Source organism: Burkholderia sp. 572 (genome assembly GCF_040545135.1).
Taxonomy (GTDB): domain Bacteria; phylum Pseudomonadota; class Gammaproteobacteria; order Burkholderiales; family Burkholderiaceae; genus Burkholderia; species Burkholderia cepacia.
This window is the reverse complement of sequence record NZ_JBEPLH010000001.1, coordinates 236,424-249,252: the sequence shown is the minus strand read 5'-3', so window position 1 is coordinate 249,252 and position 12,829 is coordinate 236,424. Positions and strand designations below refer to the sequence as shown.

The following is a 12,829-nucleotide window of genomic DNA, read 5'->3' as shown; positions in this document are numbered from 1 at the left end:
CGGCCCGCCGATACGGCGGCCGTCGGGCCGCCGGTTATTCTTCCGCGTCGTGTTCCTTCACGAAGTTGCGCAGATACGCGCGCAGCGCGGCCTCCCGGCTGCGATGATCGGAGAGGTTCGCGGCGCCCATGTCTTCCTCTTCGCCGAACATCGTCGGCGGCGCGCAATAGATGCCGATCTCGATGTCTTCGCGCAACACACGAATCTCGTGCGTGAGCGGGCGATACTCGGCGATCCAGTGCATCCCCTCGATGTGTTCACCCGCCCTCAGCAGTGGCTTCATCGGCACTCTCCCGGCAGCAGCGGCGCAACCGGCGAAGCGGTTGCGCGCGCTCGTACCAAAAGGGTACGCCTGCATGGCACGAATCTCAACGGGCGCGCCGTGAGCGCTCACTGCGGCAGCAGGTGCGCGATCAGGGGGTACAGCGACAGGATCAGCAGCACGGCCATCGTCATGTTGAAGAGGCGCAGCGCGCGGGGATTCGACAGGAAGCGGCGCAGGCCGAGCCCGAACGCGGCCCACAGGCTGATGCACGGAAAGCCGATCAGAATGAATACGACGGCCATCCACGCGGCGTTCATCCCGTAGTCGCCGGACAGGCGGATCGTCGTCGCGGCGGTCAGCACCATCATCCATGCCTTCGGATTGATCCACTGGAAAGCGGCGGCTTCGATGAACGTCATCGGCCGCGGCTTGCCGCCGTGCGCCTTCACTTCGCCCGACGTGCCGATGCGCCACGCGAGGTACAGCAGGTACGCGACGCTCGCGACTTCGAGGATCGTATAGAGCAGCGGCAGGCGCTTGAATGCTTCGCCGAGGCCGAAGCCGACACAGAGCATCAGGATCGCGACGCCGGTGCTGATGCCGAACAGGTGCGGCATGGTGCGGCGGAAACCGAAGTTGACGCCGGATGCGAGCAGCATCGTGTTGTTCGGGCCGGGCGTGATCGACGTGACGAGCGCAAACAGCATGCCGGCGGGCAGCGCGCTCAGGGTGAGGAATTCCATCGCGGATTCTCCATTCTGTTCTGGACTGGGATGGAGGTCAGTTTAGCGACGGTTTTCTGTACAGTACCGGCACAGTTTAATTGACGATTGCCGGTACGGGGTTTGATCGCCCGTGCGCTGATGCGAGATAGCGCTTGCATGGCCGTGGTATAGCGCGCATTCTCATGACGTTCGATGTGCGTGACAGATGGTTTTGCTCTGACTCCTTACGCTTCCCCCTGTCCGCACAGCTAAGCAGAAGGCTCACCACGACGATCCTGCGCGCGAACGTCGAAGCTGCGAACTTCGCGCGTCAACCGAGCCTCCCTCCGAGGTTTGATCCGCCAGTTCCGTGCGCGAGAGATGCCGTCGGCGGCAAGCCTGCGGGTCGTCGTCCGGTCCTCGTATAGGGCGGCCGACGATGAAATTCAGTCACCGCGACGGTCCTGAAATTTGAAATTCTCTTTTGGGAACCGGCATGCCTAAGCAAACCGCACTGAAGCCAGCCACGCCCGCCAGCCACAGCGATTACGTTGACGTGAAAAAGGCGCGTGCCTTGGCACTGAAGCGCGCGGACAGCGAGCGTGCCGAGAAGCGGCGTGAAAATGACGCCCGCATCGATGTCAATGCGAGCAAGTGGCGTTACATCTGTCAGGAGAGTTAGATGGCGAATAACACCGTGACGCTCAACTTTCCGAATCCCAGTCGCTCCTACGACGCTTCCAGACACTGTGTGTGTTTCTGGGGCTACGACAATTCTCGCGAGATTACCTTTCTGGTCGACGATGCGATGCTGGCGAAACTGAACTTCGACATGGATTCTGGCGAGCCCGCCTTGCTTGCGGCCTTCGACCGCAATCGCGACCGGATTCTGGGACTCGCCCGAGACCTTTACAAGGGGGGACCTCAGAACCGGTACACGATCTCGTGAGGTCGGCCCCCGTTTGCACGCGTACCCTACGTGCGTCTTCTTTCTGACCTGCACTCGCCGCGTGTGCGAGTATTCCGGGGCTGAGGGGGCATGGATCGGTCGAAGGATGCGCTGCTTGATTGTCACGAACGCAGCAAGCACCGTCTCGACTTCTGCACTCCTGGCCCTGGGGGGGCTCGACTCGACAACCCAGCCGGATCATCCGTTTCGGGTATTTCACGGCGCACCGCGTGTTGCTCTGCCGTTAGCCGCGGACGCTCTGGCCACGCGCTACAACGCGTTACGCTGCGGCACCTTGCCGCCCACGCAGGGATTCGATCTGTCCCATCCGGCAATCCTGTTCGAACGCTCACTCTGCCTGTCGGCGTGGAAATCAGATGGCGCCCAGCGGTGGGCACTGCGCTGCAACCCTTCGAGCGGAAATCTGCATCCGACCGAAGGCTATCTTCTATATCCGGCTCTGCCCGGCTTCTCGCGTAACGTCTGCTTCGCGCGTTCGAGTCTCAAGCCGATGACGCTTCGTGTCGTTGGGGCGTCTTGGGTAGAGGCTGCAGCCACTGGAGGAGTGACATATGTCGGGTCAGCCATCCATGATCGAAAATCATCTGCTGGCAGCATTACCGGTAGAAGATCTGGCGCATATTTCGCCGCAGCTCGTGCTGGTCGACATGCCGTTGGGAAAGGTGCTGTACGAGTCGGGTGGTGCGCTCAGTCACGTCTATTTTCCGACGACGTCCATCGTGTCGCTGTTGTACGTGATGGAAGACGGTTCGTCAGCCGAAATTGCCATCGTCGGCAACGACGGGTTGATCGGCATCGCGCTATTCATGGGGGGCGAAACAACCCCGAGCCGCGCGATCGTCCAAAGCGCGGGACACGCTTACCGACTCGATGCGCGCATCCTGAAAGACGAGTTCCGTCGAGGCGGTTCGATGCAGCGGCTGTTGCTACGCTACACCCAGGCGCTCATCACACAGATGGCGCAAACAGCCGTATGCAATCGCCATCACTCGATCGATCAGCAGCTCTGTCGGTGGCTCCTGCTCAGCCTTGATCGCCTGCCATCGAGCGAACTGAAAATGACGCAGGAACTGATCGCCAACATGCTCGGTGTCCGCCGGTCGGGCGTGACGGAAGCTGCACTGAAACTTCAGGATGCCGGGTTGATCCGGTACAACTATGGGCACATCGAGGTATTGGATCGCTCCGGGCTCGAGAAGCGCGTGTGCGAATGCTACGGCGTGGTCAGGCGGGAATTCGACCGCCTGCTCCCTGATTTGAAGCGCCTTGAGAAACGGCGCTGATGCTATCCCGCATCCATGCCATCCCGCCCGTACGGCAGCGTACCGACTTCAGACGCTCGCACGCGCAGGCTGACACATGACGCACGGACTGCAGATCGGCCGCAGACTTCATCGAGATGTAAACGCCGTGATCGAAGTGGGCCGTCGCGATCCGTATCGCTTGCGCAGTTTTATCTCGACTCGGGCGGCGCGAGCCAATCAATGACGAAACCGGGGTTGTGGAGGGAGCATGTTGATGAACGATTGCCCGAAATGGGAAAAAAACGTGAAGGACGAGCAACAAGAACAGGCGGAGGCACGCGCGACCGACGATGGCATGCCCGTGGTTCACCCGGAGCGGCAGAGAAGCCGTGCCCATTCGTGGAAAGCCGTTACACCCAGGCAGCGTATTTCCGATGCAAGGAAGCGTCTGGGCATGGGTTTTCTGCCGAACCTATAGCGTATGTGTAGCAAAACTCCTCGCTCTCAAACAGAACGTGGAGCCGCCCCAGCAAGGCGGAACTCGAAGCCGGCCAAACGCCGGCTTTTTACTTTGGCGTGTCGCTCGTGACGACAAACGGCGCATGCATCACTTTCCCGCGTCGGTGAAGCGACGCAACCCGGGCAGATGAATTCGCCGAGTCGCGTTCGGCCGCTACGCCAGGACAAGTTCGTGGCAGGAGGACCGCAACGCCGGGTCGCCAATTCCTTCCGTACACTCGGCTACCAACGCTTCGCGGCTCATATGGCGCGATTTCGCCACTGCATCGATCTTTTCGACGAGTTGCGTGGGGAGGCATGGCAAGACCAGCACCGAACACGATGTCGGCCGGGCGATATCAATGAGCCTCCAGATGCAAAATTGGTGCCGCTGCGCGGAGCAAAGCGATGTCACCGCCATCGACGATTATTCGGACTGGATGCCTTCGCAAACAGACCTCGTTTCGAATAGGCTGCTGAGCTCGCCGTCTGCAAGGAATGCGCACGTTGGTGCAGTCAGAGAGTAGCCAGTATCCGGAGTTGATGTTCGCTTTCGGCCCCGCGAACCAGTGCGTAGGCCCGCATCTCCGTGCGCTCAAGGAGCGAAATGGATTCCGAGCCGGAAAAGTCGCTCCATGCGTCGTCCGCGATCGAGGTCGGCGCGCCGCGGGCTCTCGCGAACGCTCGCAGGAGAGGGCTTGCCGCGCGGCGCAGCACGAGGCGGTCAGCGTTCAGAACATACGGTGGGCAGTCAGTCCGTAAGACGAGGTAGTACGGAATCGCATTGCGATCACTTTGCATGGTGGCGATACCGGTGAGGAAGAATGCGTGCGTTCAGCTTCTCGTGTCGTCGTGGCCGACCGCTGCGTTTGACCGAACTACATGTCGATGACCGAAGCTCCACTCACCTTTCCATCGATGATGTCCTTTCCCTGCTGCCGGGCGGCACGCCTTGCCATACCAAAGTCGGAGTATGTATGCGGTTGGCCCAGCCTGAAAATACGGCTCGCTGCGGAGGTTGCTATCGCGCCCGGGCGGCATATCCGTACCGCGATGTCATACCCTTCGGCGTAACGGGAATGCCCGTCAAAGCGACTGAATGTACGGGCGAAGACGAGGGGATGAAGTTCGTACCCCTTGTAGAGAAGAAGCAGGTGTGTCGACATGATGGCCACTCCGCAGGGGGCGACTTGCTATACGCTCGAACGAGCTTTTCATTTCCGCCGCCGCAGCCGGCTTAGCAGGTCAAGCGCCACTGTGTCAGCGTCGTTGTTGATCATTTCCGCTCGCAACAGCAGACCGCCAACACGGACGGCTGCATCCCAACTGTCTTCCGTCATTGCCTGATGGTTGCGTGCAAGCTGCTCCGCAAGAGCCTGGAGCGCCGCCATCCTTGCCGATTCGCCGGAAGTCCGGCGCTCCTCCCTCCCGGCAATGAGCCGGAACAGGCCCAGGACCGACTCGGCGGTAACGGAGGGGATAGTCATTCGAACTTTATACGCCCTTTCGGTCCGCTCCGCCCATATATTCGCGCTGGCCCCGAGCCTGCCTAGTACCGCCTCGCATACCCCTCGCGATACAGCGAGGCGCCGATCGACGTCAGAACTGCGATCTCATCCTCACTTAATCGACTCCATGCCTCCGCCAACCAGCCGGCGAGTCCGGCACAAGCATGATCCAGATCGGCGGCCGCCTTTCCCTCTGCGTTCCTACGCTCGAAAATCATCATCACATCATGTGGCGTCATAGTCGGCTCCTCGTGAGCTTCCAGCATAGGTGATCGGTGGCGTCTGCCCCTACTCCTTCGCACGCTCGATGTTCGCTCTCCGGCGTGCCCGCAGCAACGAGCCGAAGCCAGCCGGTAGCGGTTCGACCTGGTGTCCTGTTCCGTTGACGTCAACATGCTACGCACGTATGGATCGGTTAAGGCCTGCGTGCGCCATGTCATCGCCCGCATCGCCGATGCATCCCGTGAACCGCGTCGGTCAGTTGCAGCCATGGGCCGTCGCTGGTCAGCTTCGCTTCAATATCGTCTGAATGCGTGTTCATATCAATTCGTATTCCTTCATGATCGGTCGGTCATGGACGGACGGAATGTCATTTGACTGAGGTGGATTCAATCGATCAAATGTCATGGCGACGTAGGCAGCCAACGACAGCCGATGGCCGGCTGTTGCCTGCCGCGGCGACGCACGGCATTTGATTCGACGAATGAGCGCTTCGGCCACGACTCTCATGGTCGCAATGGGACTACACTGAAGACGCTATAGCAGTAGGAGACAGCGATGACGGACTCCGACCCCCAAAGCACCTTCCGGGGCCTGCCGCTAACCGCGGAGCAGGACGCGGAAGTGAAACACTACATAAAGGTCCGAACCCGGCGTGGCCTGCCATGGGACACGCCGGAGCTAAGCGCGATGCTCAAGGACATGCTGCTACCCCCGGGTGACGGCAACAGCGATGTCGACTCCGCGGAGGACGAAACCAAAGCGGCCGCCGAGCGCGCAACGGCTTCGGTCGACGAAGCGATGGACCCTATCGAGGCGAGCGAGGAGTGGAATGCGGCCATGGAGTCGGAAAGCATGAAAGGACCCAGACGATAAAACTGCAGGCGATGACGCCTGTTTCCCGGTAGCGCCGTATGTGGGGGATCGTGAGGTATTCCACATGAGTTCGGTATGCATGATTTCAACGCTCGAACGCGTGCCGTCGGCCTCGCGACATCTCCGCTGAACACGAGGGGGCCGGATATGCGGCTGATCGAACCGGATGAACACAGAGACTTTCTGGCGACCTTGGAGAGCCGTGGCTTGGCAGAGGGCGATTTCGATCTTCAGGAAACGGATACGACCGACCCGAAGGGTGATGAGAACCTCGGTCTGCAGGGCTATGTCACCATCACCAGGCTCTCGACGCAGATTACGAAGGAATACGTGATCGGCGACGAAAGCGACTGGCTACAGCATTTCAGGAAAGATCTCGAAGCGGGTGCCTTCGACGGGCTGGAATGATATCCCGACGCGACGGGCCGCACTTGGGAGGAAGTTCGGCTCACGAGAGTCGCGGACTTCGAGGATGCGGAACGCATGCGGCCCGATCTGGCGGTGATGAATCCGTTGGAGGGCGTGCTTGCTGCCTTGGTCTGCGGCCCTCCAGGGATGGCCATCCTCTCGACCGACCTTCGACACCGCGTCAACCTGCCTTGGCAGCAGCATGTATTGCCGTCGGCCTCGATCCCGGCGACGCCCTGATTGCTCGGGCGGCTGGCGTGCCACCCGAATTTCAATTTGTCAACACGGGGAGATCGTTGGCCAAATGCGCATCGAGCCATTCGTGCGCCCAGTTTTTCGCAAAGGCAATCGCATCCTCGCGCACGTCGAAGCCAGCCAGATCTCCGCTCAGTTGAACGTCGCACTTACTGCCGTCTGCACGATCGATGCTGATCCGCGCGTGTGCCATGTATTCCCCGTCGGCCCTGCGCGGTGTCGGGTCGATATGGAATCGGGTTGAGTCGAGTTGCATTTTCCTTCCTCCTTCAGTTGCCGCGGGGCCCGTGGCCACCGCGAAGCGTATCGTCGCGACCAGAACAGTCAAAGCTTGAGGCGTGCCATGATCCGGCCTGCTTCCTGGTCCGGTTCGCGGCTCACCGTTTCGCCTTTGCGCAACAGCGCGCGGATCGAGAAAAACATCGGAAAGGCATCCTCATCGATTTCATGACGACGATCGAGAATGATCGCCATCCATCTCGGCGCGAGCGTCATACGGCAGGAACTGTTCGATGACACCGGAACCATCGCGCCGAATCCACTTCAACAGGTCATTCCTGTTCATATCCAGCCTCCCGACGTTGCCGGCGCGCCATGCGCCAGGCGTGTTTGAGTCTGTGGCGCCGCCGCGGACGCAGAAACAGGATGGACCGAGGAAGGGATCAGGACGCGTTATCCAACACGCTCGTGTCCTGCAGACAGGCATCGATCAGGCGCTTCGCATACGCAGCCGATACGCGGCGCGCTCGTCCGCATTGCGCGGTTTAGATGAGAGGCCCAATCACGTTCGGAGGGAGGGCGCCTTGAGTGGCGCGGGAATCGGTAGTGAGTCAGTCAACGACCCCATCCTACGCCCATTGGCGAACTTGTACAGCGAAAGTTCTGCGCGAACCGCCGCATGGCATGCCGCCCCGATCGGGCGCGGGACGGACCGGCTCAGCTGCGTGTGAACAATCGCCGATACGCGGGGAGATGGGGCCACGACGGTATCATCGAAATTTCAATTAGACATTCGAAGCAAATCGAAGCCACGGCGCCAAGGGTATACAACCGGGGCGAGCCTCGCCGGCCGCGGCGTGTCCTGCGCTGCCACCCGAAATGCGCCGACCGAAACAGCTTGACACGGTGTTGGGCCCCGCGTAGGGTGGGTGTCCGAAGCCTTCAAGAAGCGCGATTGCTGCTCATCACTGACCGCGGAACGCGGTATTCGTTGTCCTCTCCCTCCTTGATCCTTTTTCGTGCCCCCGCTATCGGGGCGCATACATTTGTCCAATATCAGGAGAATTTCCATGGATACCGGTACCGTCAAGTGGTTCAACGACAACAAGGGTTTTGGCTTCATCACGCCTGACAGCGGCGGCGATGATCTGTTCGCGCACTTCTCGGAGATTCGCGGCGATGGCTTCAAGACGCTGGCCGAAGGTCAAAAGGTCAGCTACGAGACGAAGAACGGGCCCAAGGGGCTGCAGGCTTCGAACATCGTTCCTCAGTAATCCACATCATTCGTCGGTCCCGCGTGCAGGATCGGCCGCGCAGTCAACGTCGGGGATCTTTCGCATCCGCGCGCAGGCGCCCACAGTCCTGCTGAGGCTACCGTTTCGCCTCGAGACGTACACCCCAAGGAAGAAAGTGGGGGATGCCGCGCATCCGGTGGCGAACGATCGGACGGCTCATTCATCGTGAGATCGCGATCGACGCATACAGAGGCAACTTTGACCAAGAGTCAATCGCGCAACAAAAGATCACTCGCGAGACCACGGCGCGCCAGGGATTTGCCGGTGCTCGGCACGGCGCTGAACTGGGTGCCACCGAATGCACCCTCTGCGCCCATCAAATCGAGCGGCAAGAAGCGCTCCACCGAGACGCGATAACGAGACACGTTAACGCCCGGACGAGGTGCGGCCCGCATGTCGCGTTGGTACGCGCCCCACGCATGAGCGTTTTCGATATTTGCACGGAAACCGCTCCCTGTCGGGAACCGGATATCCGCACGCCGCTGCGATTGCGGCGCGTCACATTGATTGGAGAAATTGATTTGGCAAAGGAAGAATTGCTGGAATTGGACGGCGTCGTGGATGAGGTGCTTCCGGACAGCAGGTTTCGCGTCACCCTGGAAAACGGCGCGGTCGTTGCGGCGTACGCATCGGGCCGCATGCGCAAACACCGCATCCGTATTCTCGCTGGCGACCGGGTCAAGCTGGAATTGTCGGTCTATGACCTCACCAAAGGACGTATCAATTTTCGGCACAAAGACGAACGGGCTTCGCCCGGTGTGCCTCGGAACCGATTTGTTCGACGTTAACCATGTAGCGCCGATACAGGATTGATTGCGCTCGTCTACGCAATTCGTCGCCATCAATCACCAGGAGTTCATCATGAGTATGCGTACCTATCGCGGATTCGAAATATATCCGCTGATTTATCCTCACTTTCACACAGGCTCTGGCCGTGCTCACAACTACGAAGCCGGTTTCGACGCGGCGGTCAAGGTCTGCCTGCGCGGCACTGACGCCACGCTGACCCGGAGCCAGACCTTCAAGCTTGTCGACGGTTCGCCGTTTGCCAGTGCCGGTGACGCACGCCGGGCTTCGCAACGTTACGCAGAAGACATCATCGATCAGAACCGAGGCGAACATGGGATGTTCGGCGCAGTTCTTTGACACGGCTCGCTGTTGAACAGCAATGCATCGGAGCGCGCATCAATCGGAGACACGCGTCCCGATCTGAAATTGCGCGAGCCGACGCCATGCTGCCGGTCAAAGGGAAACTCGCGTCGTAACACCGACATTCCTTGCTGTCCCGTGTTCTCAAGGCAGATCACCGGGCGAGCGGCCGCATCGTGCGGCTGGCGCGCTACGCGCTAATGGACGTGGCGTTGCCGATTAACGTTGCGTAACGACCAGGCCCCCGACGCAGATTCGATCGATGCCTCGCGCCTTTTCGTACCCCTGGATTCGCTCTTCGAGCAATCTGCGTGCGAGCGTTCGTGCGGCGTCACGCGCCTCCACATCCGATGCAAAATCCCCTTCGGTATCGTGTTGCTCAGAGGTGCCGGGATCCTCTCCGATGCGGTGCAAGTGGACGATTCCGCGGTAGCGCCCAGACGTGGTCTGCATTACGCGAAGGCGTGCCACGTGCGTGTGGGTCGTACACACTTCATCATCCATGATGCCTTCCTTGCCAGGACCCCTGGCGAGACAACGACATGGCAGACTTCACCCGCCTGCCTGCATCCGTGTGTTCGGCTCCCGGTAAACTTCGGCAAGGCGGGGCTTATCGCCGCCAGCGCCGAGAGGTCAATGTTTGCGGTGCATCCACCCCAAGTGATGGGAGTCCAGCCACTGAACGACTTCCTTACTTGAATGTTCGCTCTGGTAACGGCGCGCCAACGCGACTGCAACCACCGCGACCACCGCAAGACCAACCACCCAACCAATCATCGACTGAGTCATGACAGCCTCCTTGTGGATGTGGAATGCAGCCATGATTGAATTCTAGGCGTCTTGGGGGAAGGATTCACAAGTTTTGCGCCACGCTGCGCGGACGAATCGGCTCCACATGCACGATCCCTGGGGGAGGTACGCTCGGCCTTCACCTGATCGGTCTTGCCCCATATCCAAGGATCTGGGGCGCAAGCGATTTAGCAGGTCGTACACTGGAAAATGGTCGCGCCGGAAAGCGAACCTCTGCTATCTCGGCACCAGGATTTCGGCAAACGCGCGCTCAGGCGTCTTGCGACAGGCTACGTTTGATCAGCCGCCGGGCCAACAGGCGCCATCCGATCGCTTCGACGCGGCCGACATCCAGAACGGATCGCTGCTCTCAGGTCGCCCGGGTGATAGGGGCACATGCTCGGTCGAATCCGAGATATCTGTCGCCATGCGTCAGGTGTCGAGGCGGAAATCCTGTTGACGTACGAGCCGCGGTGAGGCCTGACCGTCAAAATCGCCGGCGCGCACACCAGCGCCAACCTCTACTTGCTCGTCGAGACCTGCAAGGCGAACGGGATCGGCCCGTGCAACCATCTGATCCGGTTGCTTCAATGTCTCCCGCTCGCGCAGACGGTCGACGGTTACGCCAGGCTACTACCCTGGAATATGCGCTCCAATCCTCACGAATCGACCGAAGCGTAAGTGTTGCAGCCTGCTTCCAATGAAGGCAACGCGCATGCTTGCCATCTCCAGTCCGCTTGCGGCGTAGTCGATCGCTCTTGCTTCCGGATTACCGGGAGTTGTGTTCCGGGCGCGACACAAAGATACTCTCTGGCGCGATATCCATCGCGGCGGCCGTGCCGAGCGTGAGGCGAATGAGCGTCACATTGAAGATCCTGCCTTTGAGAACCGCATACGCGGTATGGGCCGGAGCGTCCGACCAATATAAAGCAACAGCTTCTTGACGAGAGCACTTTCAAATGATCGATTTCAACGGGCCTGAAATCAATGTGGTGACGTGCACGTCCGGTGCACGCACCTTTCTCACCAACGCCTTTCTGGTCGAATTGCCGAACGGTGTCGTGGCCATCGACGCCATGATGACCGTATCGGATGCGCGCGAGGTGCGTCACCGGCTGGATGCCCTGCGCAAACCCTTGCTCGCGGTGCTGATCACGCACGGGCATCCCGATCACTACAACGGCATCGGCGAGCTGATCCGCGATCTTGATGATGTGCCGGTCATCACTACGCGGGGCGTCGACGAGGCGATGCGCCGTGTCGACGATGCCAAGGCAGTCCAGTGGCAGTCGGTGTTCGGCGACGATTGGCCGGCACGGCGCACCTTCCCGAATCGCCTCGTGCATGACGGCGACGTGCTGCATTTCGATGGCGTGCCGTTCGAGGCAAGAGAGTTCGGCCCTGGCGAATCGAACTGGGATCTGGTCTGGGCCGTGGGAAACCACCAGCGTGTCGCCTTCGTCGGTGACATGGTATTCAACGGCGTCCATTCCTTCATGAACGACGGCCATACGGCGGACTGGCTGCGCAGCCTCGATGCGCTCGAACGTCGGTCCGGCGACATCGCACTGTTCTATACGGGCCACGGTCAGGCGGGCAAGCCGCTCGACATGATTGCCGCACAGCGTGCTTATATCGGGTGCTATCGCGCGGCGGTGGCCCGTCTCGCCAACGGCAATCGCAGCCTGGACGATGCCGGAAAGGCCGAACTGGAGGCGATCATGAAGCGCTTCCTGCCCACGGCCGATCTCGACGTGTTCATCAAGGCCGGGGCGAATGCCGTTGCGGCCGAACTGGCGTTGGAGGAATCGGACAAGGCCATTTCCGCTGACCCGCACGCTCACTTCGACGCAAGGTGAGCAGGTCGCCGATGAAATGCAACGCATGTCGACCGTGAGCGGATGGCACTACGCGGTCGCTTGCACGCGTGGTTCATTGAAGGCCGAAGCCGGCCGGCAGCCGCAGCATCGTGGGCATGATGCGCGAACAAGGTACGGTGCTTGGCCGCGTCGAGGTCAGTCGTCGTCCTCTTCGTCGTCGCCAGCGGGGCGGCTGCTGATGAGCCGGCCGTCCTCGGTCAGGCTCAGGCGTTGCTCCTGGCCACCCTGCACGATGGTGACGACATAGCGTGCCTTGCCGTTCTTCACACGCCGTTGAATCACGCCGACATTGCCGCCTTGCCGTTGACGCTCGATCATTGCTCTCACCGCTTCCGGCGCGTGCTCGAGCGTCACGATCTCGCCGGCCCCCTGATCGGGCGCAGTCTTGTCGCAACCGGGCAGCGCGACGGACAGCGCGATCGCCAGCGCAATCACGCAACACGTTCGCATCGCTTGCTCCTTGCCCGGTCGCTCGCGTCGTCTTCTCGAACATGAGAACGACGATCGCACGGCAACGTCCTGGCCTGGTACGTCATGTTCGTTTCCCGGT

23 protein-coding genes are annotated in these 12,829 nt (G+C 60.6%); 13 read left to right on the top strand and 10 right to left on the bottom strand.

What is annotated here, in order from left to right; translation table 11 throughout:
- Positions 1-34: 34 nt before the first annotated feature.
- Positions 35-283, bottom strand: a complete 249-nt coding sequence (locus ABIC51_RS01180) for a hypothetical protein (protein WP_027790093.1) — start codon at positions 281-283, stop codon at positions 35-37.
- 107 nt (positions 284-390) lie between these two features.
- Positions 391-1,008 (bottom strand): LysE family translocator, encoded by a 618-nt coding sequence (locus ABIC51_RS01175; RefSeq protein ID WP_091923880.1) that lies wholly within the window; start codon positions 1,006-1,008, stop codon positions 391-393.
- A gap of 457 nt (positions 1,009-1,465) precedes the next feature.
- On the opposite strand from ABIC51_RS01175, the gene ABIC51_RS01170 reads away from it, so the two are divergent.
- The 4 genes from ABIC51_RS01170 to ABIC51_RS01155 all read left to right on the top strand — a co-directional run bounded on the left by ABIC51_RS01170 (position 1,466) and on the right by ABIC51_RS01155 (position 3,661).
- Positions 1,466-1,651: a hypothetical protein gene (locus tag ABIC51_RS01170; protein ID WP_027790092.1), complete on the top strand. Its 186-nt coding sequence runs from the start codon at positions 1,466-1,468 to the stop codon at positions 1,649-1,651.
- A complete protein-coding gene (locus tag ABIC51_RS01165) occupies positions 1,652-1,918 on the top strand; it encodes a DUF1488 family protein (protein WP_034195990.1) in 267 nt (88 codons plus the stop codon).
- 572 nt (positions 1,919-2,490) lie between these two features.
- Positions 2,491-3,222 carry a Crp/Fnr family transcriptional regulator gene (locus tag ABIC51_RS01160; RefSeq protein WP_006480091.1) on the top strand — a complete coding sequence of 244 codons (732 nt, stop codon included), beginning with the start codon at positions 2,491-2,493 and terminating at the stop codon, positions 3,220-3,222.
- 229 nt (positions 3,223-3,451) lie between these two features.
- Positions 3,452-3,661, top strand: a complete 210-nt coding sequence (locus ABIC51_RS01155; protein ID WP_226113257.1) for a hypothetical protein — start codon at positions 3,452-3,454, stop codon at positions 3,659-3,661.
- Between the two features lie 536 nt (positions 3,662-4,197).
- Here ABIC51_RS01155 and ABIC51_RS01150 read toward each other — a convergent pair.
- The 3 genes from ABIC51_RS01150 to ABIC51_RS01140 all read right to left on the bottom strand — a co-directional run bounded on the left by ABIC51_RS01150 (position 4,198) and on the right by ABIC51_RS01140 (position 5,168).
- A complete protein-coding gene (locus ABIC51_RS01150) occupies positions 4,198-4,482 on the bottom strand; it encodes a hypothetical protein (RefSeq protein ID WP_059699230.1) in 285 nt (94 codons plus the stop codon).
- A gap of 77 nt (positions 4,483-4,559) precedes the next feature.
- A complete protein-coding gene (locus tag ABIC51_RS01145) occupies positions 4,560-4,847 on the bottom strand; it encodes a hypothetical protein (RefSeq protein WP_027790089.1) in 288 nt (95 codons plus the stop codon).
- 48 nt (positions 4,848-4,895) lie between these two features.
- On the bottom strand, positions 4,896-5,168 hold the full coding sequence (locus ABIC51_RS01140) for a hypothetical protein (protein WP_027790088.1): 273 nt from the start codon (positions 5,166-5,168) through the stop codon (positions 4,896-4,898).
- 798 nt (positions 5,169-5,966) lie between these two features.
- Between ABIC51_RS01140 and ABIC51_RS01135 the strand changes: the two genes are divergently transcribed.
- The 3 genes from ABIC51_RS01135 (at position 5,967) to ABIC51_RS01125 (ending at position 6,932) form a co-directional block, all read left to right on the top strand.
- Entirely contained in the window at positions 5,967-6,284 is a 318-nt protein-coding gene (locus ABIC51_RS01135) for a hypothetical protein (RefSeq protein ID WP_060083184.1), read from the top strand.
- Between the two features lie 147 nt (positions 6,285-6,431).
- Positions 6,432-6,692 (top strand): hypothetical protein, encoded by a 261-nt coding sequence (locus ABIC51_RS01130; protein ID WP_027790085.1) that lies wholly within the window; start codon positions 6,432-6,434, stop codon positions 6,690-6,692.
- Positions 6,693-6,767: 75 nt separating this feature from the next.
- Positions 6,768-6,932: a hypothetical protein gene (locus tag ABIC51_RS01125; protein ID WP_155253141.1), complete on the top strand. Its 165-nt coding sequence runs from the start codon at positions 6,768-6,770 to the stop codon at positions 6,930-6,932.
- Positions 6,933-6,963: 31 nt separating this feature from the next.
- On the opposite strand, the gene ABIC51_RS01120 is transcribed toward ABIC51_RS01125, so the two are convergent.
- Both ABIC51_RS01120 and ABIC51_RS01115 read right to left on the bottom strand, forming a co-directional pair.
- Positions 6,964-7,203 (bottom strand): hypothetical protein, encoded by a 240-nt coding sequence (locus ABIC51_RS01120; protein WP_175898569.1) that lies wholly within the window; start codon positions 7,201-7,203, stop codon positions 6,964-6,966.
- A 68-nt stretch (positions 7,204-7,271) separates the two neighbouring features.
- Entirely contained in the window at positions 7,272-7,421 is a 150-nt protein-coding gene (locus ABIC51_RS01115; RefSeq protein ID WP_226128268.1) for a hypothetical protein, read from the bottom strand.
- On the opposite strand from ABIC51_RS01115, the gene ABIC51_RS01110 reads away from it, so the two are divergent.
- Together ABIC51_RS01110 and ABIC51_RS01105 are read left to right on the top strand one after the other, a co-directional pair.
- Positions 7,411-7,560, top strand: a complete 150-nt coding sequence (locus tag ABIC51_RS01110) for a hypothetical protein (protein ID WP_226128266.1) — start codon at positions 7,411-7,413, stop codon at positions 7,558-7,560. The two genes, ABIC51_RS01115 and ABIC51_RS01110, sit on opposite strands and share 11 nt — an antisense overlap.
- Before the next feature lie 676 nt (positions 7,561-8,236).
- Positions 8,237-8,440, top strand: a complete 204-nt coding sequence (locus tag ABIC51_RS01105; RefSeq protein ID WP_011548695.1) for a cold-shock protein — start codon at positions 8,237-8,239, stop codon at positions 8,438-8,440.
- 230 nt (positions 8,441-8,670) lie between these two features.
- On the opposite strand, the gene ABIC51_RS01100 is transcribed toward ABIC51_RS01105, so the two are convergent.
- Positions 8,671-8,826: a hypothetical protein gene (locus ABIC51_RS01100; protein WP_175898571.1), complete on the bottom strand. Its 156-nt coding sequence runs from the start codon at positions 8,824-8,826 to the stop codon at positions 8,671-8,673.
- A 156-nt stretch (positions 8,827-8,982) separates the two neighbouring features.
- On the opposite strand from ABIC51_RS01100, the gene infA reads away from it, so the two are divergent.
- Positions 8,983-9,249, top strand: a complete 267-nt coding sequence (gene infA, locus ABIC51_RS01095; RefSeq protein WP_027790083.1) for a translation initiation factor IF-1 — start codon at positions 8,983-8,985, stop codon at positions 9,247-9,249.
- A gap of 73 nt (positions 9,250-9,322) precedes the next feature.
- Positions 9,323-9,607, top strand: a complete 285-nt coding sequence (locus tag ABIC51_RS01090; RefSeq protein WP_027790082.1) for a hypothetical protein — start codon at positions 9,323-9,325, stop codon at positions 9,605-9,607.
- A gap of 636 nt (positions 9,608-10,243) precedes the next feature.
- Here the strand turns inward: ABIC51_RS01090 and ABIC51_RS01085 are convergent.
- On the bottom strand, positions 10,244-10,432 hold the full coding sequence (locus ABIC51_RS01085) for a hypothetical protein (protein ID WP_034195989.1): 189 nt from the start codon (positions 10,430-10,432) through the stop codon (positions 10,244-10,246).
- 492 nt (positions 10,433-10,924) lie between these two features.
- On the opposite strand from ABIC51_RS01085, the gene ABIC51_RS01080 reads away from it, so the two are divergent.
- Both ABIC51_RS01080 and ABIC51_RS01075 read left to right on the top strand, forming a co-directional pair.
- The gene (locus tag ABIC51_RS01080; protein WP_226128264.1) at positions 10,925-11,080 is read left to right on the top strand and encodes a transposase domain-containing protein; all 156 of its coding nucleotides are present in this window, start codon (positions 10,925-10,927) and stop codon (positions 11,078-11,080) included.
- A 278-nt stretch (positions 11,081-11,358) separates the two neighbouring features.
- Positions 11,359-12,258 carry an MBL fold metallo-hydrolase gene (locus ABIC51_RS01075; RefSeq protein WP_175860543.1) on the top strand — a complete coding sequence of 300 codons (900 nt, stop codon included), beginning with the start codon at positions 11,359-11,361 and terminating at the stop codon, positions 12,256-12,258.
- Positions 12,259-12,414: 156 nt separating this feature from the next.
- Here ABIC51_RS01075 and ABIC51_RS01070 read toward each other — a convergent pair whose 3' ends face one another.
- Complete coding sequence (locus tag ABIC51_RS01070) at positions 12,415-12,729, bottom strand: hypothetical protein (RefSeq protein ID WP_060172440.1); 315 nt, start codon at positions 12,727-12,729, stop codon at positions 12,415-12,417.
- Between the last annotated feature and the right edge of the window lie 100 nt (positions 12,730-12,829).